This window comes from Roseobacter sp. HKCCD7870, assembly GCF_037830315.1.
GTDB lineage: Bacteria > Pseudomonadota > Alphaproteobacteria > Rhodobacterales > Rhodobacteraceae > M30B80.
Genome location: NZ_JBBLYO010000002.1, coordinates 356,349 through 379,661, shown reverse-complemented (window position 1 = coordinate 379,661; position 23,313 = coordinate 356,349). Strand labels below are relative to the sequence as shown.

The window sequence follows — 23,313 nt, the reverse complement described above, 5'->3', positions numbered from 1 at the left end:
TCGCCGTGCAGTGATTCAGTTACGTGACCGAATTGTTACCGTTTCGTAAAAATATCATCGGTCAGGCAACGCGCAGGCCGCGCGACCAAACCCCGCGCAAACGCGGTGTGCCGCCCGCAACAGACAGGCGCAAAACGTCACCGCGCAAGCCTTGTTCGATGCGGCCACGATCCTGCAAACCCGCAGCCTTAGCAGGGTTGGCCGTCACTGTGGCCATGGCGCGCGGCAGATCATTCCACATTTGCCCCAAGCGATAAGCCGACAGCAAAAGCGCGGCAGGGACATAATCGGAGGAGATGATATCCAACAGGCCCGCTTCGGCCAGTTCGGCAGCCGAAACATTGCCCGAATGTGACCCGCCACGGATCAAATTGGGCGCGCCCATCATAACCGCGATGCCATGCCTATGGCAGGCCTCGGCCGCCTCGCGCGTGGTCGGGAATTCGGCCAATTTGATCCCGTAGCCTGCCGATTTCGCGACATGATCCGCGGTGGTATCATCATGGCTTGCCAAGAGCGCGCCATAGCGGCGGGCGTGATCCACTGCGGCCTGTTCGTGCATATCCCCAAACCGCGCACGCATATCTGTCAGCTGTGCGATATGGTCTAACCATTCATCCTCGCTGAGATTGTTCTTGCCCATCACATAGGCTTTGAGCTTGGACAGATCACGGAATTGCCGTTGCCCTGGTGTGTGATCCATCAGGCTCACCAAACCTACGCGGTCTGCTGGGCCAAATTCGGCCAATTCTTCCGCCAAGGTTTCGGAACAGATTTCGGCGCGCAAGTGTAGAAAATGGCTGATCTTCAGCATCCCTTGATCGCGCAGGGCCAACATCTCGCCGGCCAAAGGACGGGCATAGCGTTCGTAACGGGTTTTGCCCGAATTAATCGACCCAATGCGCATGGCATCGAAAACTGTCGTGATCCCTGCCCCTGCCAGTTCGGCATCATGGGCGATAATGGCCGCATCATGGGGCCAATCAACTGACGGGCGCGGCTGCATGTGCCGCTCAAGATTGTCAGTGTGCAATTCAACCAGACCGGGCGTCAGATAATCGCCCTCACAATCAATCGCGCCACGCGGCAAGGTGCCGCCTTCGCGGATATCCGCAATGACCCCATCTTGCACAATCACGCTGCCTGCAAAGACCCGATCCACAGTAACGATCTGCGCATTGCCGAAAATCACTTCGATGCTCATGATTGGTCTATCCTTTGAATAAGCCTGCCTCAGCGGCGGCGATGGCGACCTCTATCGTGCCGCTATTGTCAATTTCCACGATATTCAGGCCTTCGGGCAAAGGAACCTGTCGCGCCAGACGCGCGGCGATATCCCGTGCATCCTCGCGCCCGCGCGCGGCAAGACGCGTGGCCAAAACCGCAGGGCTTGCGGTGATGGACAGAACCACTACATGCGCAAATCGCAACGCAGCCTCGCTCAACACATTGCGAGACAGGTTTGCAAGGACATCCTGACCTGCGGCAATCCAATCGGCCACCTCAGCGGGAATACCATAAGAGAGGCCATGCGCCTGCCATGACAAGGCAAAGGCCCCCTGCCCGTTGAGACGCGCAAATTCATCTGCGCTGACCCCATCAAAGGCCTCACCCCCCGCATCACTGGGGCGGGTGATCACGCGTTTGGCCGCGCGCAAATCCGGATGGCGGGCCATCAGCCCTGCCATAACGCTGTCTTTGCCCACCCCAGAGGGGCCAACAACCGCAATGAGGCGGCCTGTCTTCATGCGATCTTCCTTGGGGTAAAGACGCTGACATCGATGGCGCGATCCGCCACCCGCTCGCGCGCTTCAAGGTCATGGAAAATTCCAACTATCGCAGCCCCTTCTGCCTTCGCCTCTTCGATCAGCGATAGCACCGTCTCGCGGTTCTGGGCATCAAGGCTGGCTGTTGGCTCATCCAACAGCAAAACAGGATAGCGATGTGCAAATCCGCGCGCGATGTTGACGCGTTGCTGTTCACCGCCCGAGAATGTCGTGGGCGATAACGGCCAAAGCCGTTCGGGGATGCGCAACCGCGTCAGCAAATCTGCGGCCCGCGCCTGCGCTTCGTCCTCAGCCACACCAAGAGACAAGAGCGGTTCTGCCACAACCTCTAGGGTAGGCACGCGCGGCACCACGCGCAAGAACTGGCTGACATACCCTAAAACCTCGCGCCGTAGGGTCAAAATCTCGCGCGGGGTGGCGGTGGTGATGTCCAACCCGTTCACCACCACACGCCCCGCTTGCGCCAGATAATTTCCGTAAAGGATGCGCATAACAGTGGATTTCCCTGCCCCGCTTTCCCCTGTCAGGGCGACACATTCGCCCGCCGCTACGGAAAAATTCGCGCCTTCTAGCACGGGGATCACCGCGCTGTTTTGATTGTGCAGGGTAAAAGATTTCCCCAAATCTGTGACTGTGATCATCGTCATCCCTCACACCTGCAAAACCGAAGATACCAAAAGCTGCGTATAGGCGTGTTGCGGATCATCCAAGACCTGATCGGTCAAACCTGTTTCCACAACATGGCCCGATTTCATCACCATCAGCCGATCTGCCAAAAGACGCACGACCGCCAAATCATGGGTGACGATAATGGCCGACAATCCCATACGGCGGACAAGACCGCGCAGCAAATCCAACAGCCGTGCCTGCACGCTAACGTCCAAACCGCCCGTGGGTTCGTCCATGAAAACAAGGCGCGGGCCCGTCACCAAATTGCGCGCGATTTGCAGGCGCTGCTGCATCCCACCCGAAAAGGCCGACGGGCGATCATCCATACGGGCGGTGTCGATTTCAACCTTGGTCAGCCAGTCACCTGCGGTCTGGCGAATATCGCCATAATGACGCGCGCCGACCGCCATCAACCGCTCGCCGACATTACCGCCTGCGGATACCCGCATCCGCAATCCATCACGCGGATTTTGATGCACAAAGGCCCAATCGGTGCGCGACAGCATCCGCCGCTCGGCCTCAGGCATCTGACGGACATCACGGGGGCCATCGGCGCGGGTGTCAAAAATCACTTCGCCCTGATCAGGGCTCAGATGCCCCGCAAGGCAATTGAGCAGCGTGGACTTGCCTGACCCAGACTCGCCCACAATCCCCAAGACTTCGCCTGGATAAAGATCAAACGAGACATCAGCGCAGCCAATCCGCGCGCCGTATCGTTTCTCAATATTGCGCACTTGCAAAAGCGGGGTCATGCGGCCTCTCCTGTCTCGCGGCGGCTGGCGCAGTAATCTGTGTCGGAACAGACAAACATCCGCCCGCCCGCATCATCCACGATCACCTCATCCAAGTAGCTGTCTTCGGCCCCACATAGCGCACAAGGATGTGCCGCTTTTGACGGATCAAAGGGGTAATCTTCAAAATCGAGACTAACGACCTTGGTATAGGGTGGCAGGGCATAAATCCTTTGCTCACGTCCCGCCCCAAACAATTGCAAGGCAGGGCTTTCCAATTTGGGATTGTCGAATTTCGGGATTGGAGACGGATCCATCACATAGCGCTCTTCGACCTTCACGGGATAGGCATAGGCGGTCGCAATCTCGCCATGGCGCGCAATGTCCTCGTAGAGCTTGACATGCATCAGGCCATATTCCTCAAGCCCATGCATCTTGCGCGTTTCGGTTTCACGCGGCTCTAGGAAACGCAGCGGCTCGGGGATTGGCACTTGATAGACCAAAATCTGATCCGCACTGAGCGGCGTTTCAGGGATGCGGTGGCGCGTTTGGATGACAGTGGCCTCCGTGGTTTTCTCGGTCACGGCCACGCCTGCGGTTTTCTCGAAAAAGCGGCGGATTGAAACGGCATTGGTCGTGTCATCCGCACCTTGGTCGATGACTTTGAACACATCATCGGGGGTCAAGCAGGCGGCAGAAACCTGCACGCCGCCCGTGCCCCACCCATAGGGCATTGGCATTTCGCGACTTGCGAAGGGCACCTGATAGCCTGGAATGGCCACCCCCTTCAGAATAGCGCGGCGGATCATCCGCTTGGTCTGTTCATCGAGATAGGCAAAATTATAGCTCATTCTGCAGCCTCCCGTGGGCCCGTAGATGCCATCATCGCCTCGGCGCGCAGGCGGCGGATCAGCTCCAATTCAGATTGGAAATCCACGTAATGGGGCAATTTGATATGTTCGAGAAACCCAGTTGCTTGCACATTATCGGAATGGGACAGGACAAACTCTGCGTCTTGCGCGGGCGCGCCCACATTATCCTCACCCAATTCGTCCCATCGCAAGGCGCGATCCACGAGGGCCATGGAAATCGCTTTGCGTTCGGATTGCCCAAAGACCAAACCGTAACCGCGGGTGAATTGCGGCGGCTCGATCTTGCTGCCTGTGAATTGGTTCACGGTTTCACATTCGCTGACCGTGATCTCGCCCAGATCAATGGCAAAGCCCAATTCGGGAATATCCATCGACACAGCCACGCGCCCGATCCGCAATTCGCCCACGAACGGGTGGTTGCGCGCATAGCCCCGTTGCGTGGAATAAGCCATGGAGAGAACAAACCCCTCATCGCCACGCGCCAAGGCCTGAAGTTTCAGCGGACGATCCGCAGGGAAATCCAAGGGCTCGCGCGTCAGATCACGCGGGGGCGTGTTATCCTCAGGCTCGGGCTGCAATAGACCCTCGCGATCCAGAAATTCGGTGACATGCGGCAAAGGTGCGGCATCCACTGGGGCGCGCCCCTCATCCTCGGACGGGACCGCCCCATCTGCCATCAACGCGAAATCCAACAGACGGTGGGTATAGTCAAAGGTTGGCCCCAAGATCTGCCCGCCTGGCAGATCCTTAAAGGTGGCCGAAATGCGCCGATCACAGCGCATCGCGCCAGTATCAATCGGGGCGCTAACCCCAAAACGGGGCAAGGTGGTGCGATAGGCGCGTATTAGAAAAATCGCTTCAATCATATCGCCGCGCGCCTGCTTGATCGCCAGAGCTGCCAAATCAGGATCGTATAGCGAACCTTCGGCCATGACCCGATTGACAGCCAAGCTAAGCTGTTCGCGAATTTGCGGGATGCTCAGTTCCGCCACATCGGTTGCGCCGCGCCGCTCATCGGCCAGCCATTCATGGGAGGCGTCAATCGCCCGCTCGCCCCCCTTTACCGCAACATACATTAGGAAGCCCCCTCAATATGGGTGGATCGCGGCAGGGCTGCTATTTGGCTGCCTGACGTGAAGAACGTATCAAAACCAAGCGGGAAGCGGCGCGCATTGGCGACAAAAGCCGCAGTCTCGGGCAGATTGAGATAGGCCTCCGCCTGAATGCCTGGCCCAGTCAAGCGCACCCCCTCCGCCGCGAGATGATCCATCTCAACGATCAATGTGACAGAGCGGTCAGGGTAATCTTGCACACCTTGACGCATTTTCCTGAGATCAACGCAAAGCTCATCCCATGGGCCAATGGCGAAATCTGCCTCATCCGCAACAACCAAAGGCGCGCCCGTATGAAAGCGCAGCCATGCACGAATGGCGTCTGTGTCGCAAGACGGGGAAAGGTAAACCCGTGTTTCAGGATCACAAAGAACCAGCAGCAAACTGCCCGCCGCAGGGGATAAGGGCAGCGGCGGATGCCCACCTGAAATCTCGCGGATCACCCCAGGACGGGCCATCACATCCAAGGCCGCGCGAAAGGCAATTGCCGCATCGCGCGGGGGATTGGCGAATCCGCCCCCCATTGCGTCGGTCACATTTGACTCAGACATTGCCATACTCATTCCCCCCGAACCATGGTGAAAAATTCAACCTTTGTGCCCGCCGCGCGGACCGCCCGCGCGCCCTCACGCGCTGCTTTTTCCGCGCGCAAAGGGGTGATCACGGAGGCGATCAAAGCCGGCCCTTGATCTGTCTGACACAGCGCATCGACAAGCGCGGCATAGGTTGCGGCCTCATGGCTGCGGCCCTGCACATATCCATGCCCGACCGCACCGCTCTCGGTGAGGCGCACCGAGGCGCGGGTGACAGTCATTTCACCGAGATTAAACGCAGCGCCCACCGCGCCTGCGCGCCCACGCACCATGACCGTGCCAATTTCAGGCGCACGCAAAACGCTATGCGGCACCTCAACGCCTGCGGATTGACACAGCGCGATCAAGCGATCTGCGGAGGCCTGTGCCATGGTGGACAGCCATGCTTGCCGTTCGATGTGTTCGCCTAAATTCGACATCTTGCGAAGTTATCCGATAAAATATACAACTAGACAAACTTTACGCTCAACCCTGCCCCCTCACAAGCGGCTTTTGATGAAATTTTGATGACAGATGCCCAAAGCCACGATCTGGACAGAAATTCGAGACGACCTGGAAACCGATATCCGTTTGGGACGCTTTGCAGCGGGCACGAAATTGCCCACAGAGGCGGAATTGGCCGCCCGCTTTGGCGTGAACCGCCATACGGTGCGCCGCGCCATCGCAAGTCTGGTTGAGGCGGGGCTGGCCCTTAGCCGCCAAGGCGCAGGCGTTTTTGTAACCGAAGCCCAGACCCCTTATCAGATTGGGCCAAGGGTACGGTTTTCCCAAGCCATCCGCGCAACAGGCCGTGTGCCCGATAGACGTTACACCGCATTGTTCAGCCGCCCTGCTGATGCCAAAGAGGCCGAGATGCTCGATATCCGCGAGGGGGAATTGGTGCATCACGCAGAGGGTCTATCCTATGCCGATGGGGTGGCTCTGTCGCTGTTTTCATCTTGCTTTCCTGCCGCAAGGCTGCCGAATTTATTGGACAATCTTACACGCGACCCTTCGATTACAGCGGCCTTTGCGGCGGATGGGTTTGACGATTACCTGCGCCGCGACACGCAAATTGACGCGCGCGCGGCCACAAAATTGCAGGCACATCAATTGGGCATTCGCCATGGCGCGGCCCTGTTAGAAATCACCGCGATTAACATCTGCGCAAAATCCGGCGCAGTCTTGGAATTCGGGCAAAGCGTGATGGTAGGCGGGCGCGTTAAATTGCGGGTTGAGGGCTCTGCCCCGACACCCCTGCCGCCCGCACAAAATGCGCCCTAAGGAAAAGCTGCGCAACACCGCTTGGCGTGTGATGCGTGGCTGTCTCCGCCGCGCGCAGGGTGAAATCTGACCCCAGCCGCGCAGCAAGCGTGGCGGCATCATAACGCTGCACAGGCAGGCCGCTGCATCGCTCAGGGCCATCTTGGTGGAACACCGACAAGATCACATGACCCTTGGGGATCACAGCGCGGGCCATCATCTGCACATAGGCCGCCTGCGCGTCAGGGTCGGTTAAGAAATGAAACACCGCGCGATCATGCCAAAGGTGATAGTGGCGGGGCGGTTGCCAGTTGCGCAAATCCGCACAAATGAAGCGCGGCGGATGGTCAAGATCACGACAGGCCGCCGTGCTTTGGGTCATGGCATGGGCCGAAATATCGATGGCTGTTACATCGCGATAGCCTGCAAGCGTCAAGCCACGCACCAAACCTGACCGCCCTGCCCCTGCATCTAGAATGGGCGCGTCAGGCCCAAGCTTGAGCGCCGCGATTTGGGCAAGGACGTGGGTGTAATCTGCTTGATACCACCCAAGCTGATCAACCGCCCGATCGTGATAGACCGCATCCCAAAAGCCAGCTTCCGCAGCATTCGGGGATGGCGCATGATCTGTCATCTGATGAATTGGTCAACGTAATCTGCGCCAAGCCCGACGCGTTCGTAATGCGCGCGGCACAGATCAATCTTGGTAAAGACATCCTCATAGCCCAAAACCTCGCCATAAGGATCGACATAGCACATGACCCCATTAACTTGGAAAAAGGTGATCATTTCTTCGACCCCTTCGGGAACTACCAAAGTGTGAGTTTCACCAGGAGGTTCATACACATACGAGCCTTCGGTCGCCTCCCAATCGTGCTCAAGGTAATACCACCGTCCTTTAAGAACCCAACCATGTACTGCTTGAGGGTGTCGATGGCGCGATAGAACACCTGATTTTTTCACCTTCAGAAGGTTCATCCAATAACCCTGAGAACGATTCAAACACAGCGGACGAAACCATACATTGGGAGCCTGCGGAACCCAGATCCTTTCATCATCTGGAATAGCATTAGGCACTACTATCTCTTCCAAGGCATCTTTTGGAAAAGGAAGCTGATATGGGGTCATTGGATCTTGGTCAGTTTTTTGTAGGGGCATATTATCTCACATTGCACTGTATCCACCATCTACAGGGTAGATAGCACCGGTTATAAAGCCTGCGCGATGCGATAGTAGCCACGCTACAAGCTCTCCAATTTCATCAGGTTTGCCCCAACGTCCCATTGGCGTGCGAGCCAAGATTGGTCCATTGCGCTCTGGATCTTCGCGCAAGGCAGCTGTCATTTCTGTTTCAATCCATCCAGGTGCAATCGCGTTTACGCGAATTCCATCGGCGGCCCATTTTCCAGCCAAAGCCTTGGTTAACTGGGAAACGCCGCCTTTTGAGGCTGAATAGGCTGGCACAAGTGGTCCGCCAAATGTACTGAGCATCGAGGCGGTATTGACAATCGCACCTTTAGATCTGGCGAGCAATTCATGAGCTGCTAAACATGTACGCATTGTACCAGTGAGGTTGATCTCGATGACCTTGGTGAAAACATCCATTTCGTATTCCGCACCGCGAAACAAAACGCCGGCACAATTAACAAGCGCATCCAGAGTTTCAAACCGGTTAAAAAATTCAGTAACCTGACCTTGGTCGGTGACATCTAATACAGCGGTTTCCACGCTGGGCACAGCAATTGAGAAAGCATCAATCTCGCACTCATCAAGACCTGTGGCCAATACATCCCAACCCTCTCGCAATAGCACGCGCGCAATACCGGCGCCTATCCCGCCCGTACCACCGATAACTACTGCATTCTTCATATTTGTACCTTTGCGAGCGGAATACTTGAGCCACCTTCATACAAGATGGCAGCGCATACAAGTTTCAATTAAAGTTTAATTGAGCCTTATATTTCTAGGCGCCCATCTCAGTTGCAAACTCAATTAAGTCAGACGCAATGACATCCCACTCTTGCTCGGCAGTTAGATCAGTCTTCTGCCCGGGACCATACTCGGTAGACCTTGGGATGAATGCCGTCCGCAGTCCACATTCACGTGCAGCAACAAGGTCATAATTATGCGCAGCACATAACATCACCTCTTCAGGATCCAGATACATCATCCGACACACTCCCAGGTATGTCTCAGGATCAGGTTTATAATGCTGGTATAACTCGCAAGAAAAGGCATGATCCCAAGGCAAATTCGCAAATTTGGCCATGTTAACCAGAAGAGAAACATTAGCATTAGATAATGGGCCAATCACAAACTTACGCTTCAAGCGTTCCAGCCCCTCAACTGCGTCTGGCCAAGGATTTAAACGGTGCCAAACACGGTTAATATACATTAAATCTAGCTGACCAAGCTCAGGTGCGTGTAGTTCTGATAGCACAGCCTGAAGACTTTCAAAATGTAAGTCATCCAAATTAGTCCAAGGAATTTCCCCTGATCTTACGCGCCCCATTTGCGGCTCGTAGCTGCCGCGCCAAAGATCTGCTACCAGCGCCCAGTCAATTGATAGGCCTTTTTGTTCACCCCACTTAGACAAGTCCTCAATAATGCTACCACGCCAATCAACAACTGTTCCAAAACAATCAAATATAATCAGTTTTACATTCTCAGGCCCAGTCATTTTGGGTCTCCGTCATTAAATTCGTAAATGGCAATCTCACCAAACCACAAGGCAAATGGTCTGCCAATAAATTTAAAGTGCGTGACTTGAAGCTCCTTTTGTAAGCTATTCGAGTTTCTATCTCTAACTAACGCTATTTTTGCTCATTTAACGATTATTTGCCTTACGCCATTTGGCAAATTTATTGAGATTTTCTTCCTTGGTTGCGGGATACAGACCAATAATCGTGGCACCATTTTGTACTTGCTCAATTACAAAATCTTCGTACGCCGTCATCTCAACGGCTTCGTCTGCAACTTCCTCGGCCAGATGGGCTGGAATAACTATGACACTGTCATCGTCGCCGACCACAATATCACCGGGAAAGACCGGTGCATCGCCACAACCAATAGGTTCGTTTATGGCAATGGCTTCATTGGTTGTGAGGTTGGTGGGCGAAGATGGGCGCGAATGATATGCAGGCATGTCCAGCTTGGCGATGTTCATCGCATCGCGAAAACCGCCATCGGTGACGACACCGGCACCGCCGCGCATCATCAATCGCGTGATCAGGATATCGCCTGCACTTGCGGCAGCGGCCGACTTGCGACTGTCCATCACCAACACGTAGCCCGGCGGGCAGGTTTCGATCGCGACGCGCTGCGGGTGGCCGGGATTGCGGAATTCTACAAGTTGGTTGCGGTCCTCTCGCGCTGGCACATAGCGCAGCGTAAACGCTGGGCCTACCATGTTGTTGCCCTTTGGCGACAGAGGTCGTACGTCTTGAATAACCTGGTGGCGCAAGCCACGCTTAAAAAGCGCTGTCGCCAATGTCGCGACAGAGACCTGTCCAAGTTTTGCTTTCGTCTCTGGTTTCAATGGGTGATCAGTCATTGTTCTAATCCTCAGGTCAAGCCGTTTGCGATCATGAATGCATTTAGTTGTTTTTGTTGCGAGGCCGTGAGCGGCCATGCCGAAGGCGGACGGGTCGGTCCACAATTATGGCCTTGCGCGACTAGGGCTGCCTTGACCACGGTTACATTAGCACCGTTCTGCTCTTCAGCGCGGATATCCTCAAAAGCGCGCATATCAGCGATCAGGCTATTCGCCTTTGCATAGTCCCCTGAAGTAAGAGCCGTGTGAATGGCGACCGACCGTTCAGGCCAGACATTAATCAAGCCGCTGGTGAAGCCGCGCGCACCCACAGCATAGAGTGACGGCGCCCAGACTTCTGCTAGCCCAGCCACCCAGGTGAGACTTGGATCGCAGGCGTCAATGGCAGCAGCCAGTTTGAGCGGATTGGAGGTCGCCCATTTTATGCCCTTCACGCCGTCCACCGCACAAAAGTCGGCAATGGCCGCTATTCCCATGGTATCATTGCGAAGATAAAGCATCAGCGGCAGCCCATCACCAGCATCAGCCACTGCCTTTAGGTAGTCGACCGTGCCGCGTGGGCTGACAAAAGGATCAGGCGGCTGGTGCACCATGAGCGCAGTTGCCCCGGCCTCAGCAGAAACCTTGGCAAGGCGGCAGGCATCACGCACTCCGCGGCCCACGCCAGCCAGCAGCGGCGCCCGACCGTCCACGAGTGCTGCGACCTCGCGCACCATTGTGCAAGCTTCATCCGTTGTCAGCGCATAGAATTCGCCGGTATTGCCATTGACTACCGGCATATGAACGCCAGCGGCAAGCGCCCGATCCAGAATCGGAGTGAGCTTTACGGGCGCCACATCTCCAGCCTCGTCATAAGGCGTCACCAAAATGCCCGAGATACCAGCAAGTGCAGTGTCGAGATCATGTGCCATCAGAAGATATCCGGTTCCCCTGCGGCGGTGCCGTGTCCGCGGGTTAGGTAGTCGAAATCGCAGCCGGTATCGGCCTGCCCGACGTGTTTGGAAAACATCCAGCCCCAACCACGGTGGTAACGGGGTTCCGGCGGTGTCCAGGCTGCACGGCGGCGCTCAATCTCTGCCTCATCCACCAACATGTTCAGCGACCGGTTAGGTAGGTCCATGCGGACGATATCTCCGCTCTGCAAAAGAGCCAGCGGCCCACCAACAAAACTCTCAGGTGCAACATGAAGAACGCAAGCGCCATAAGATGTTCCCGACATCCGCGCGTCCGAAATGCGCAGCATGTCGCGATGCCCCTGCTTGATCAGCGCTTTTGGGATGGGCAACATCCCCCATTCAGGGAAACCAGGGCCACCTTGCGGCCCAGCATTGCGCAGGACAAGGACATGATCAGGCGTCACATCGAGGCCTTCGTCGTCAATCGCCGTTTTCATCTCAGCGTAGCTATCAAATACGAGAGCTGGCCCTTCGTGGACGTGATATTTCGGATCGCAGGCGGCCGGTTTGATTACCGCACCCGAAGGACAGAGGTTTCCCCTCAAAACTGCAAGCGAACCCTCATGGTAAACTGGGTTAGACAGAGGACGGATGACGTCATCATTGTAGACCTGAGCCTCCGCGATGTTGTCGGCCAGGGTCTTTCCATTGACCGAAATGGCTGATGTGTCGAGCCGATCAGCGATCTGCTTGATCATTGCCAGCAATCCTCCGGCGTAATAAAAATCTTCCATTAGGTAATCTTTACCTGAAGGCCGAACGTTGGCGAGCAGAGGGACCGTGCGCCCCAAAGCATCGAGATCATCGAGCGTGAGTTCCACCCCAGCGCGACGGGCCATAGCGATGAGGTGAACGACTGCATTAGTGGAACAGCCGGTGGCCATAGCGACGATGGCGGCGTTTTTCACACTGGCTGACGTAACAATGTCTTGCATAGAGACATCTTCCCAGACCATTTCTACGATCCTCCGGCCACAGGCGCTCGCCATTCGCGAATGATTGGCATCAACCGCAGGGATTGAAGAGGCCCCTGGCAGTGTTAGCCCCATTGAATCCGCTATCGCCGTCATCGTCGACGCCGTGCCCATAGTCATGCAGACGCCATGCGATCGAGCGATGCCGCCTTGAACACCGCGCCATTGTTTCGCACTGATGTTGCCAGCGCGGCGCTCATCCCAGTACTTCCATGCATCCGAGCCAGAGCCGAGGATCTGCCCCGCATAGTTGCCACGTAGCATCGGTCCCGCAGGTAGATAGATAAATGGCACTCCAGCGCTAAGAGCTCCCATAATCAGAGCAGGCGTCGTCTTATCGCAGCCACCCATCAATATAACCCCATCAAAGGGGTGAGAGCGGATAACCTCTTCAGTCTCCATGGCAAGCATGTTGCGATAGAGCATAGAACTCGGTTTTGTAAATTGTTCATCCAAACTGAGGACTGGCATCTCTATCGGGAAGCCGCCCGCTTGGTTCACACCGCGCTTAACTTCCTTAGCGCGCTCAGGAAAATGCCCGTGGCACGAGTTGATCTCTGACCAAGTGTTTAAAACACCAATTATCGGTTTCCCTCGAAACTCCTCTTCCGCATAACCAAGCTGCATCATGCGAGACCGATGCCCAAAGCTGCGAAGATCGTCAGGCGCAAACCAGCGCGATGATCTCAAATCATTAGGACTTTTCGACATTCTGCGGTCTCCCTTTAAATTTTTATTGTAAAATATTATGATTTTTTTGAGGAATTTGATAATTGGCTCACTGCGCTCCATAAATCTGCATCAACTGTTACCCCATTCTTCAGATGTAGCGATTTTCGTTGAAGCGCAGCTTGCCCTGGCATTCTAACTGGTGAAGCTTGATCGATAGGATCAGCGCTACGACACATTTGAGTAACGTGCCCCATGACCGTCCCAAATTCATAAACTCCACCAAAAGCAGACGGATCCACAACTTGCACAAAAACGGTACCACCCATTCTAGGACTTACTTCAGCTCGACCAGTCGCCGACAGACCCGCGGTCAACGCCTCGACCATTAGCCCCATTCCGAAACCTTTGTGACCGGCATCGAGACCTCCAAGCGGCAAAATTATTTCGCTTAAACTTGGATCAGATGTGGCAGTACCATCTGGAGCGATCACCCAAGGGGATGGAAGTTTCTTCCCTTCAAGAGCATGTTTACGGACAAAACTGTTGGAAGTAACGGAAGTCGATATATCGATTAAAACAGGTTCTCCATCCGTTGGATATCCTATTGCCAACGGGCTTGGCGAAAGCACTGCTGATTTGCCGCCATGAGGAGCAACCGTAGCAGCGTGAGGCGCTGAAGTTTGCAGCAACAAAACCAAGCCTTTACGTGTGACAGCCTCTAGATAAGATGCGAGACAACCAATATGAAAGCTGCGCCTGATAACAACAGTACCAGTACCATAGACGAGAGCCATGTTCTCGGCCTCTTCAATAGCACGCAACACGAGCCAAGCCCCGGCTATTTTATGGCCATCCCATAAAGCACTAGCGCCCCGTTCATTCAGAACATCTGGTTGCCCGGATTTCGCCATTGAACCATCACCCAAACAATCCAAGTAAGTAGGCACCATCGCCAGCCCATGTGTTCTGTGGCCAAGGAGATCTGCCTCCGTTAAAATTTTGGCTGTGTCCTCTGCCATATCACTTTGTAAACCTGCATCGCGGAGGCAATTGGCGATAACATCATTAAGCTCTTTGGGTGGGACCACTAAATCAGTCATGCTAGGTGACCTTTTTAAGTTTCGAGTTGAAACGGATGGACGAAACAAGTGAAAGGCCAATCAACACTGCTCCGATGAGCCCTGTAAAAAGCTCCGGTACATGCCACAAAGATTGAGCGAACATTGAACAGGAAAGAGCCAGTATTGAGTAAAATGCGCCATGTTCGAGATAACGGAAATGAGTGAGTGTTCGACGCTCAACAAGCATAATCGTCAAAGATCTCACATAGAAAGCTCCAATACCAAGACCAATTGCAATTAGGAACAAATTTTGTGTTAGAGCGAAGGCTCCGATAACACCATCAAATGAGAAACTTGCATCGAGCACCTCGAGATAGAGAAATGCTCCTAGACCTCCTCGCGCAACTAAATTCCCCACCTCGCCTTCTGAATCTAATAACTTCCCTAAATAATCTACTGCCAGAAAGGTTAGTAATCCACAAACTGATGCGGTTAAAAAATCTAAACTATCTGGACTGGGTAAAAACCAGGAAAAAACAAGTACTGTAAAAACAACAATTGCTATTTCAAAACCGCGGATCGAAGAAAGAGATCTAAGGCAGGATTCTACTGGGTGAAGCCAATCTATATCCTTATTCTTGTCTATAAAATAAGATAGAGAAACCATCATTAAGAAAGTACCGCCAAACGCAGCAACCGAAAGGTGTGCTTCGTCCATTATACGAGCGTATTCTTGAGGCTCACTAGCAGCTAAGATGATAGCTGCAACTGGTCCGATTTTGGCTGCGACAACCACAACCACCAGTGGGAATATAATTCGCATTCCAAATACTGCTATCAGGATCCCCCAGGTAAGGAAACGACGCTGCCATTTGGGCGTCATACCATTTAGCTTATTTGCGTTAACAATTGCATTATCAAAGCTTAAAGAAATTTCTAACACCGCCAGTAGTGCACCAATCATGAGAAAGGACATGCCACCAGAAAAAGTGCTAGTGGTATTCAGCCCCAACCAGAAAGCAAGCAGGAGGCCAAAAGCTGTTAAAATGATAGGCCATCTGAGATACATTAATGTAGCCGCTAGTTTCATTTTACAGCCTCTGTAAGCTCGTAAACCGGGGTCAAAACCTTCTCTCCATTAAAGAATGCCTTAAGGTTGTCGACCATCAACTGGGCCATCGCGTCACGCGTTTCAGCAGTGCCACTAGCGTGGTGTGGATAAAGGGTCACATTCGGTGCGCCTGTTAGTCTTGGATTTGGTGTAGGCTCATCCCAAAAAACGTCTAATCCAGCATTAGCGATCCATCCTTTTTCTAGGGCCGTAATTAATGCGGTCTCATTCACCACACTTCCGCGTGAAACATTAATAAAGGTGCCTGATTGACCTAAAGCTCGTAATACATCATGGTCGATGACCCCTTTTGTCTCGGCACCCCCCGGAACAACGGCCACAAGTATGTCTGACCACATAGATAATTCTTTTAAACTTGAAAAATAGGTATAGTTGTTGGCTTTAGGTGTACGGGAATGATAACCGATTTCTAGCCCCATAACTGAATAACGGTCGGCAATAGCTTGGCCAATTGAGCCCAACCCAAATATACCAGCACGCTTCCCGCGGAGACCCGAAGTTAAAGGATACATACCTTTGACACCCCAATCAGCCATCTGCACGTAATTATGCGCCGCGACTAATTGCCTGCGACATGCCAAAGTCAGCATTATAACTGCATCTGCGACATCATCTCGAAGGGCTATGGATGTGTTGGTTAATAGGATCCCGCGACTTTGTAGAGCTTTCGTATCAATTTTCTCAAATCCTGCAGAGGAGCTAGAAACAATCCCTATGCTAGAAAGGTGCTGGAGATGTTTTTCAGATAGCTCAACATGGCCATTAGTGGCTACAGCTAAACAGGACGGCCCGTACTTAGTTAAGAAAGCCATTTTATCTTCGGCTTCATCATATCTGCGTAATTGGTATAAGCGTTCTAACTGGGCCATCGCGTTTGGCCGCGTGGGCCACATCAAAAGGACTTCTGGCTTTACCACTGCGCCACCTCCTTTCGTGACAGTCGCGCACTGCGTCGTTCGGCCTGCACTGATGGGTCGGGATGAAGTGAAGAGGCTATGAGATCACGGGTATATTCTTCTCGAGGGGTATCAAAGATTTGAGATACTGGGCCTTGCTCAACAATCTTGCCTGAACGCATTACTACAACACGATGAGCGAAGTCTCTCACCAATGGAAGATCATGTGCGATAAATAAATAGCTTAGTCCCAAGTCAATTTGTAGCTTTTCTAAAAGCGTAATTATCTGCGCCTGAATTGACACATCCAGCGCGGACACTGCTTCGTCACAAATAATTAGCTTAGGTTCAAGCGCCAGCGCTCTAGCAATCGCGATACGCTGTCGTTGACCACCGGAGAATTGATGAGGAAACCGGTGCATGTGTTCAGCTTCAAGACCAACTTGACCTAAAAGCTCCATTACCCTTGAACGCCACATGTCCCTGGGACAGATTTGTGGATGTATGACGAAAGCTTCCGAAATTATTTCGTAAATTGTCATTCGAGGATTCAAGGACTGCGTCGGATCTTGAAACACCATCTGAATATCACGACGCAGGCCAAATAATTCTTTTGGTGGCATTTCTAAAAGATTACGGCCTTCGTATAGGACTTCTCCGTCGGTGGCATCTTCAAGGCGCAATATGGTCTTGGCTAAAGTTGATTTTCCTGATCCAGACTCCCCAACAATCGCTAACGTTTCACCCTCAAAAACCGTCAGGTTGAGTCCGCTGACGGCCACAAACTCACCGTATTTTTTTGATAGGTTATTAACTTCTAATATCGGCTTCAAACCCTCATTTAAATGTGTTGTGATTGCACCTTTGCCCGGGACAGCCGCTATCAGTTTTTTGGTATAAGGGTGTTTTGGATTACGATACACATCTGCAGCCTTACCCTCTTCAACGATTTCACCTGAATTCATAACCACGACCCGGTCTGCCATCTCAGCAACAACACCAAGATCATGCGTAATCATTAGTAACCCCATGCCAGTCTCAGCCTGAAGTTCTTTTAGCAATGACAAGACCTGTGCCTGAATTGTAACGTCGAGCGCGGTTGTAGGCTCATCAGCAACCAAAATGTCCGGCTCCAATGCTAACGCCATAGCGATCATCAAACGTTGGCGTTGCCCGCCAGAGAATTGATGCGGATAAGCATCGATCTTTGTTTTGGCATCAGGAATGCCAACCCGCTCGAGTAGTTTAAGTGTCCGTTCCTTTGCATCGACTTTGGACATTCCGTGGGCAGTCATGATCTCAGTAATTTGAAATCCGACACTATAAACTGGATTTAAATGACTAAGTGGATCTTGAAAAATCATTGCTATGCGAGTCCCATTCAATGCACGGCGTGCTTGACTAGGCATCGAAAGAAGGTCACGGCCCTCGAATAGAACTGTGCCCGATATGACTTCGGCTGGCGGAGTGTCTAGAAGGCCCATTACAGTCAAAGCGGAGACCGACTTTCCTGAGCCACTTTCGCCCAGGATGGCAAGGGTTTCTCCACGTGCTAAATGCCAACTTACATCCCTAACGGCATGAACAGTGCCTCCTGCGGTATGGAAATTGACACTTAGATTTTGGATCTCGAGGAGGTGGGTCATTTCTTACCCCTCGATATTTCGAGTCGCCAGCGTTGAACCGGGTCCAGTGCAGTGCGCATCCAGTTGGATAACAGGTTCAGACTTAGAGTTGTTAGTATTATCGCCAAACCCGGCCAAAAACTTAACCACCAGGCAGTTGTCAGGTATGGTCGCCCTTGGCTCACCATCAAACCCCAAGTAATTTCTGGAGGCTGTATACCAATTCCTAGAAACGATAGAGAGCTTTCAGCTAACATCACGAAAGCAAAATCTAAAGTCGCTATCGTTATTAGCGTAGGAGCAACTACCGGTAATATATGACGAAAAACAATCCGGTTAGTTGAAGCACCCATAACTCTGGCTGCTTGTACAAACATACGCTCGCGAATTTCCAAAACTTCCGCACGGCTTGTACGAAGGTAAATTGGAATCCGCGTAATAGCTAAAACTATTATCAAATTGCCGACTGCCGGATCTAGCATGTAAAGAACGATGACAGCCAAAAGCAATGACGGAAAAGACATAATAATATCGGCAAGTCGCATAATTAAAAGACTCGCGGTCTTAGATGTGTAACCAGCTATGAGGCCCAATGTCGTACCGATAATTAATGACGATGCAACGGCGCCAGACGCCACCATTATCGTATTTTGAGACGCCACTATGATCCTGGCCAAAAGAGGGCGGCCAAGCGCATCTCCACCCAACCAAAAGACCCAATTCTGCGACCAATCGAAAGGTGCTGCATTACGCCCTCTTAGGTTCTGTTTGGTTGCTATGTCTTCCATAAAAATCGGCCCTAAGACCGTGCAGATCAACACTAGACTTATGAAAATCGCCGCGCAAAAGGCAAGTTTATCGCGCCACAGCATCATCGCTATTTGAACAAACGGGCGCGGATTATTAGTTGCGAAACCTTTTGGTAGCTCGTCCATAAACTCAGTACCTAATTCTCGGATCAAGAAACGCGTAAAGCAGATCTATCACGATGTTCATTATGAAGATTGCAAGTGCAGTGACAAAAATTGCAGCCAAAACCACCGGAAAGTCGCGCTGCATAATTGCGTCAATCATCAATTTACCGACACCAGGAAACCCAAAAATAGTTTCAACAATCACAGCTCCGTTCAGTAATGCTGCTGCTTGATCTCCAATAACAGTGATTACCGGTAACAAGGCATTACGGAGGGCATGAATAAATATGATTGGACCATTTTTTACGCCCTTCGCTCTGGCAGTTTTCACGTAGGCTGAGCTCAATGCGCTGATCATCGAACCACGGACAACTTGCAGTATCAAACCAAAAGGTCGAATAAACAAAACCCCGATCGGCATAATCCAATGCCAGAATGTTCCAGTCCCGGATGTTGGTACCCAGCCTAAGTTCACCGAAAAAATTACGATTGCCACAATTGCAATCCAAAAGTCGGGCGCGCTTGCACCAATCAATGAAAAAAATGTTGCAATTCGATCAAAAACGCCCCCCACTCGAAAAGCTGCAAGCGAGCCAATTAGCAGTGCTGCACCCGTTACCAAGGTCATGGTGATTACTGCTAACCATAGCGTCCATTCAAACCCCCTTAGAACAGCATCAATGGCAGGTTCAGCCCGTCGAATAGACATTCCAAAATCTAAATGGCTTAGGTCAGTGAGATATTTACCAAATTGAACAATCAGAGGTTGGTCCAGACCATGTATTGCTCGAAAGTTATCTCGCGCCTCTTGATTGGCCGTTAATGGAAGATAGAGATCAGTCGGATCACCCGTGAGACGAGAAAGAAAAAATACTAGAATAATCAAACCGACTAAGGATATGGCGCTCGTGATTGCGCGCTTTCCAATAAAAGACTTCATAAGTGCACCGAGATTTGGTCTGGGGGCGGGATTGCCGCCCCCAGAAATGACATTGTCAATTAAACTCAATTTGAGCCAGCTGAAGCTCAGAGTTCGTCTTGATTGTAGGCGTAAAGTCCAAACGAGTATTTACTCGGCTGAAACCAACCATGTGGAACAGCATTACATCAACCGCGTTTTCGTGGATGTAACTAAATGTATCGCTCCACAAAGCTTCGCGCTCTGCGCCAGTCGCAGCAGTCGCATCGGCGATCATACCATCGAGGTTCTGATCACACAGGCCAGACTGTAATCCTTCACAGGCATACTTAAAGTACATTGAAAATACTGGATCACCGTTAGCATTGTCGTGTTGCGCTTCGACAATTTCCGGTGGACGACCATCAGCGAAAGGTTTGCTGTAATGCTCTAGCCATTCAGCAACTTCAAACATTTGCAGGCTCATGTTAAAGCCGGCATCTTGCCACATCGCCAGTAAAGCCTCCATAGTTTCTTGGACGTTGGCAAAGTTATTGATGCGCCCGATCAGAGTAATCTCAGTGTCTGTTGGCACACCATCTGCGGCCGCTTCAGCCAATAAGGCGCGTGCACGCTCAACGTCATATGTGTAGGGACTAAGGTCGTGATTGTATCCTAATGTGGATGGAGGCGTCATGCCCGTTGCGAGCAACGTACCATCTGCAAGAATGCTGCCAACGAAAGCCTCTCTATCAATGGCATGGTTGAGAGCCTGTCGTACCCGCAGATCATCTAACGGTGCAGTATCATGATCAAGGCGCATGTACACTGTTTCGGAATTCGGGTAGCTAAAGTCCATTGATGCATCATTGGCGTCTTGCAACGCAATATTAGGAGCAATATCTGCTTCACCGGCTGCCACCATGGCAGACCGAACTGCGCTATCTGAACGGAATATGTAAGTTGCATTGGTTACAGTTGGTGCGTCACCCCAATAGTCACCACGTGCTGACAATTTAATGTGTTGTCCGCGCACATATTCATCCCACGTATAGGGACCAGTGCCAATTGGACTGTCAACAAATGAGTCCATCGGCGTATCCGAAGAAACAACGGTCACGGTAGACATTAGGAGCGGCAAAATGGGTTGAGCCGGGTCAGCCGTAATCTCGATAGTGTTATCGTCGATCACGTTGGTTTCCAGTTCAATACCGCCAAAATACTTAGCTCCGATTTCGCAAGAGATCGCTTCACTTTTAATTCTTGCAATCGAATGAGCAACGTCGTTAGCGTCAAAAGCTGATCCATCCGAGAAAGTCACGCCTTCACGAAGATTAAAACGCCAAGTACCGCCGCCTTGATCTTCCCAACTTATTGCTAAGCGCGGCTGAAGCCCGCTACCGGGCACCATTTCCGTGACGGTTTCAGCGATGTTCTGCAATACGACACGTCCAACGTTAGAGCGTGAAGCTTCGCAAGGGTCCACAATATCAAGTTCTTCAGACAGAACGACTGTCAAGTCCTCTGCCAGAGCCTGACTAGCAATTGTTGTAGCAATAATCGCCGCTACGACACGGCCTATTTTCTGGGTCATTTTGGTCCTCCCAATCTCCCGGTTTAAGCAGTTTCGCGGACTGCTTTTCGTTATATCCCCCCCATATGGACGAGATTGTCTACATTTGAATTTAACGGCTGCGATCCGCTTTTATATTTCAAATGTGATTTGATGTGATACAAAAAAGGTATCATTACTTTGCGCGCATCACTCATTTGTAGAGGTCTGCCCCGATGAGGAGAACTATTGAAATAAATCAGCTCAGATGCTTCGTTGCCGTGGCTGAAACACTTAATTTCACGCGAGCCGCTAAGCGCCTGAACATGACGCAGCCACCGCTTAGCCGACACATTAAATTGCTTGAGCATGCCATCGGTGTGAAACTTTTTGAGCGCAACAACAAAACCGTATGCCTTACCCTGGGCGGTGAAAGTCTTTTTTTTAGTGCTCAAGACATTCTTCAAAGAAGTGAACACGCCGTGCTCAAAGCTCAACAAGCGGCAAGAGGTGAAGCTGGATCGATTGTCATGGGGTTCGTGCCGTCCGCGGGCGTAGATGTCGTCCCAAGCATAGCGGAGACGCTTGCCATAAAATTTCCATATATCCAGTTCAGACCAATGGAGATGATGAGCTACGAAATAGTTGAAGCGCTTCGGTCTAGTATTGTGGACTTCGGTTTGACCCGCGCGCCGTCTGAGGATGGATCCGTCAAATCTATCGAGATCATTAACGAGCCGTTTCATCTCGCTATTTACAAAACCCACCCATTGGCTGTGGCGCCGAATGTGAAGGTCTCGGATATTAGTGGCACTAGCTTTGTAGGCTATTCTTCGGATCGCGGGGGCTTTTTGAGAAATTTGCACGACACACTCTTTATATCGGAGGGCATCGCCCCAAAGATAAAACTTGAGGTTAGTCAAACTCAGACAATGCTTGCCATGGTTAATCAGGGAATTGGCATTGCGCTGGTCCCTAGCTCTGCGCGCAAATTGCAAATGGCCAATCTCGTTTACCGAGAAGTCGACATCGATCCCCGTTTCAACCCAAGAATTTACTTGAGTTACAATACGGCTAGGGACTCGCTCATGCACGACCGAGTAGCCCGTTGCATATGTGATATTTTTGAGAAAAGTTATTGATATTTTGTGCACTACAAAGACTTTCTCAATGGAGCTGAAGCGCTGCGCGCCATAAGCAGCGTGCTTGCAAAAATTACAAACCCTCCCACCCAGGTGGTTACTGGTACACTTTCGCCGAAGACAAACCAGGCCGCCAAAGCAACAAGCGGTAAGCGTAAAAAATCGAGCGGAGCTATCAAAGTCGCTTCTGCAATTGAAAATGCGTAGGTGATAAGCGCCATGCTGGCAGCACCAAGAACGCCTTGGATGACGAGCAGCAACCACTCCATAGCCGTTGGGTTATCCCAGAACCAAATGAGTGGGATTGCTGCAAGTGGAGCCGTGATAATGAGGTTCCATGCTACAAGTGTTTCAGTCGAATCTCGAGCTGACATTGGTTTTAAGATCAGTTGGATAATTGCCATTAGGACAGCGCCTACGAGTGCAAAAATTATCCCAGCGGGCACTTCTGGTTGGCCAGGACGTAATACAAAAATTACTCCGAAAAAACCAAGTATGACTGCGAATATGCGCATGCGTCGGGGTCGCTCACCCAGAAAAAGCCACGATCCTATTGTCACGAAAATTGGTGACGTGAAGGCAATCGCAGTAACATCTGCAAGGGGCGCCAAGGCAAACGCCGCAAAGAACGCGACAAGCGAACCAAGTTTGAGGGCTGCGCGCAAAATGTGTAAGTAAGTGTAGTTCGAGCGCAGTATAATCGGCTTAGTTAATATCCACGGCAATACAACCAAAAGCCCAAAAAATGCACGGCCAAATCCGATGGTAAATGGATGCACCTGAGGTGATAGCTGCCGCACGATAACAGCATCGACTGATTGAAACACTGCCACCAGCGCCATTAGCCCAACGGCTAAAATAGCTTTTGGATCCAAATTAAATGCACCCCTCAACAGCGTTGACATTAGCTGTACGCTCCCAATGCGCCGTAA

At 52.0% G+C, this 23,313-nt stretch carries 25 protein-coding genes; 2 read left to right on the top strand and 23 right to left on the bottom strand.

Annotated elements, in window-relative coordinates; genetic code table 11:
* Nucleotides 1-61: 61 nt before the first annotated feature.
* From AAC637_RS10310 to phnG, 8 genes are read right to left on the bottom strand one after another with little or no spacing between them, the layout of a single operon-like run.
* A complete protein-coding gene (locus AAC637_RS10310; RefSeq protein ID WP_340303487.1) occupies nucleotides 62-1,204 on the bottom strand; it encodes an alpha-D-ribose 1-methylphosphonate 5-triphosphate diphosphatase in 1,143 nt (380 codons plus the stop codon).
* A gap of 7 nt (nucleotides 1,205-1,211) precedes the next feature.
* Complete coding sequence (gene phnN / locus AAC637_RS10305; RefSeq protein ID WP_340303486.1) at nucleotides 1,212-1,748, bottom strand: phosphonate metabolism protein/1,5-bisphosphokinase (PRPP-forming) PhnN; 537 nt, start codon at nucleotides 1,746-1,748, stop codon at nucleotides 1,212-1,214.
* Nucleotides 1,745-2,428: a phosphonate C-P lyase system protein PhnL gene (gene phnL / locus AAC637_RS10300; RefSeq protein ID WP_340245286.1), complete on the bottom strand. Its 684-nt coding sequence runs from the start codon at nucleotides 2,426-2,428 to the stop codon at nucleotides 1,745-1,747. The genes phnN and phnL overlap by 4 nt, the downstream gene beginning before the upstream one ends.
* Nucleotides 2,429-2,437: 9 nt before the next feature.
* Nucleotides 2,438-3,208 carry a phosphonate C-P lyase system protein PhnK gene (gene phnK / locus AAC637_RS10295; RefSeq protein WP_340303485.1) on the bottom strand — a complete coding sequence of 257 codons (771 nt, stop codon included), beginning with the start codon at nucleotides 3,206-3,208 and terminating at the stop codon, nucleotides 2,438-2,440.
* Nucleotides 3,205-4,038 (bottom strand): alpha-D-ribose 1-methylphosphonate 5-phosphate C-P-lyase PhnJ, encoded by an 834-nt coding sequence (locus AAC637_RS10290; RefSeq protein WP_340255007.1) that lies wholly within the window; start codon nucleotides 4,036-4,038, stop codon nucleotides 3,205-3,207. Before AAC637_RS10290 ends, phnK begins: the two co-directional genes overlap by 4 nt.
* On the bottom strand, nucleotides 4,035-5,135 hold the full coding sequence (locus AAC637_RS10285) for a carbon-phosphorus lyase complex subunit PhnI (protein WP_340303484.1): 1,101 nt from the start codon (nucleotides 5,133-5,135) through the stop codon (nucleotides 4,035-4,037). Before AAC637_RS10285 ends, AAC637_RS10290 begins: the two co-directional genes overlap by 4 nt.
* The gene (gene phnH, locus AAC637_RS10280) at nucleotides 5,135-5,722 is read right to left on the bottom strand and encodes a phosphonate C-P lyase system protein PhnH (RefSeq protein ID WP_340303483.1); all 588 of its coding nucleotides are present in this window, start codon (nucleotides 5,720-5,722) and stop codon (nucleotides 5,135-5,137) included. The genes AAC637_RS10285 and phnH overlap by 1 nt, the downstream gene beginning before the upstream one ends.
* An 8-nt stretch (nucleotides 5,723-5,730) precedes the next feature.
* Nucleotides 5,731-6,183, bottom strand: coding sequence for a phosphonate C-P lyase system protein PhnG (phnG, locus tag AAC637_RS10275; RefSeq protein ID WP_340303482.1), 453 nt, complete (start codon nucleotides 6,181-6,183; stop codon nucleotides 5,731-5,733).
* A gap of 94 nt (nucleotides 6,184-6,277) precedes the next feature.
* Here phnG and phnF point away from each other — a divergent pair, with 94 nt between their 5' ends.
* Nucleotides 6,278-7,027 carry a phosphonate metabolism transcriptional regulator PhnF gene (gene phnF / locus AAC637_RS10270; RefSeq protein WP_340260050.1) on the top strand — a complete coding sequence of 250 codons (750 nt, stop codon included), beginning with the start codon at nucleotides 6,278-6,280 and terminating at the stop codon, nucleotides 7,025-7,027.
* Here phnF and AAC637_RS10265 read toward each other — a convergent pair.
* The 14 genes from AAC637_RS10265 to AAC637_RS10200 form a co-directional block, all read right to left on the bottom strand.
* Nucleotides 6,966-7,640, bottom strand: coding sequence for a class I SAM-dependent methyltransferase (locus AAC637_RS10265; RefSeq protein WP_340254992.1), 675 nt, complete (start codon nucleotides 7,638-7,640; stop codon nucleotides 6,966-6,968). The two genes, phnF and AAC637_RS10265, sit on opposite strands and share 62 nt — an antisense overlap.
* On the bottom strand, nucleotides 7,637-8,134 hold the full coding sequence (locus tag AAC637_RS10260) for a 2,4'-dihydroxyacetophenone dioxygenase family protein (protein WP_340256446.1): 498 nt from the start codon (nucleotides 8,132-8,134) through the stop codon (nucleotides 7,637-7,639). The genes AAC637_RS10265 and AAC637_RS10260 overlap by 4 nt, the downstream gene beginning before the upstream one ends.
* A gap of 36 nt (nucleotides 8,135-8,170) precedes the next feature.
* Nucleotides 8,171-8,875: an SDR family NAD(P)-dependent oxidoreductase gene (locus tag AAC637_RS10255; protein ID WP_340303481.1), complete on the bottom strand. Its 705-nt coding sequence runs from the start codon at nucleotides 8,873-8,875 to the stop codon at nucleotides 8,171-8,173.
* Nucleotides 8,876-8,969: 94 nt separating this feature from the next.
* Nucleotides 8,970-9,686 (bottom strand): haloacid dehalogenase type II, encoded by a 717-nt coding sequence (locus AAC637_RS10250; protein WP_340298689.1) that lies wholly within the window; start codon nucleotides 9,684-9,686, stop codon nucleotides 8,970-8,972.
* A 147-nt stretch (nucleotides 9,687-9,833) separates the two neighbouring features.
* Complete coding sequence (locus AAC637_RS10245; RefSeq protein WP_340303480.1) at nucleotides 9,834-10,559, bottom strand: ribonuclease activity regulator RraA; 726 nt, start codon at nucleotides 10,557-10,559, stop codon at nucleotides 9,834-9,836.
* 11 nt (nucleotides 10,560-10,570) lie between these two features.
* Nucleotides 10,571-11,470 carry a dihydrodipicolinate synthase family protein gene (locus tag AAC637_RS10240; protein WP_340303479.1) on the bottom strand — a complete coding sequence of 300 codons (900 nt, stop codon included), beginning with the start codon at nucleotides 11,468-11,470 and terminating at the stop codon, nucleotides 10,571-10,573.
* On the bottom strand, nucleotides 11,470-13,200 hold the full coding sequence (gene araD, locus AAC637_RS10235; RefSeq protein WP_340303673.1) for an L-arabinonate dehydratase: 1,731 nt from the start codon (nucleotides 13,198-13,200) through the stop codon (nucleotides 11,470-11,472). The genes AAC637_RS10240 and araD overlap by 1 nt, the downstream gene beginning before the upstream one ends.
* 35 nt (nucleotides 13,201-13,235) lie before the next feature.
* Complete coding sequence (locus AAC637_RS10230) at nucleotides 13,236-14,261, bottom strand: Ldh family oxidoreductase (RefSeq protein ID WP_340303478.1); 1,026 nt, start codon at nucleotides 14,259-14,261, stop codon at nucleotides 13,236-13,238.
* Nucleotide 14,262: 1 nt separating this feature from the next.
* On the bottom strand, nucleotides 14,263-15,312 hold the full coding sequence (locus AAC637_RS10225; protein ID WP_340303477.1) for a DUF475 domain-containing protein: 1,050 nt from the start codon (nucleotides 15,310-15,312) through the stop codon (nucleotides 14,263-14,265).
* The gene (locus AAC637_RS10220; RefSeq protein ID WP_340303672.1) at nucleotides 15,309-16,247 is read right to left on the bottom strand and encodes a 2-hydroxyacid dehydrogenase; all 939 of its coding nucleotides are present in this window, start codon (nucleotides 16,245-16,247) and stop codon (nucleotides 15,309-15,311) included. The genes AAC637_RS10225 and AAC637_RS10220 overlap by 4 nt, the downstream gene beginning before the upstream one ends.
* Before the next feature lie 17 nt (nucleotides 16,248-16,264).
* Entirely contained in the window at nucleotides 16,265-17,896 is a 1,632-nt protein-coding gene (locus tag AAC637_RS10215; RefSeq protein ID WP_340303476.1) for an ABC transporter ATP-binding protein, read from the bottom strand.
* Nucleotides 17,893-18,810: an ABC transporter permease gene (locus tag AAC637_RS10210; protein ID WP_340303475.1), complete on the bottom strand. Its 918-nt coding sequence runs from the start codon at nucleotides 18,808-18,810 to the stop codon at nucleotides 17,893-17,895. The genes AAC637_RS10215 and AAC637_RS10210 overlap by 4 nt, the downstream gene beginning before the upstream one ends.
* Nucleotides 18,811-18,814: 4 nt before the next feature.
* A complete protein-coding gene (locus tag AAC637_RS10205) occupies nucleotides 18,815-19,798 on the bottom strand; it encodes an ABC transporter permease (RefSeq protein WP_340303474.1) in 984 nt (327 codons plus the stop codon).
* Nucleotides 19,785-21,281 carry an ABC transporter substrate-binding protein gene (locus AAC637_RS10200; protein WP_340303473.1) on the bottom strand — a complete coding sequence of 499 codons (1,497 nt, stop codon included), beginning with the start codon at nucleotides 21,279-21,281 and terminating at the stop codon, nucleotides 19,785-19,787. The genes AAC637_RS10205 and AAC637_RS10200 overlap by 14 nt, the downstream gene beginning before the upstream one ends.
* A 194-nt stretch (nucleotides 21,282-21,475) precedes the next feature.
* On the opposite strand from AAC637_RS10200, the gene AAC637_RS10195 reads away from it, so the two are divergent.
* Nucleotides 21,476-22,381: a LysR substrate-binding domain-containing protein gene (locus tag AAC637_RS10195; RefSeq protein WP_340303472.1), complete on the top strand. Its 906-nt coding sequence runs from the start codon at nucleotides 21,476-21,478 to the stop codon at nucleotides 22,379-22,381.
* 11 nt (nucleotides 22,382-22,392) lie between these two features.
* Here the strand turns inward: AAC637_RS10195 and AAC637_RS10190 are convergent, their stop codons facing one another.
* The gene (locus tag AAC637_RS10190) at nucleotides 22,393-23,286 is read right to left on the bottom strand and encodes a DMT family transporter (RefSeq protein ID WP_340303471.1); all 894 of its coding nucleotides are present in this window, start codon (nucleotides 23,284-23,286) and stop codon (nucleotides 22,393-22,395) included.
* Between the last annotated feature and the right edge of the window lie 27 nt (nucleotides 23,287-23,313).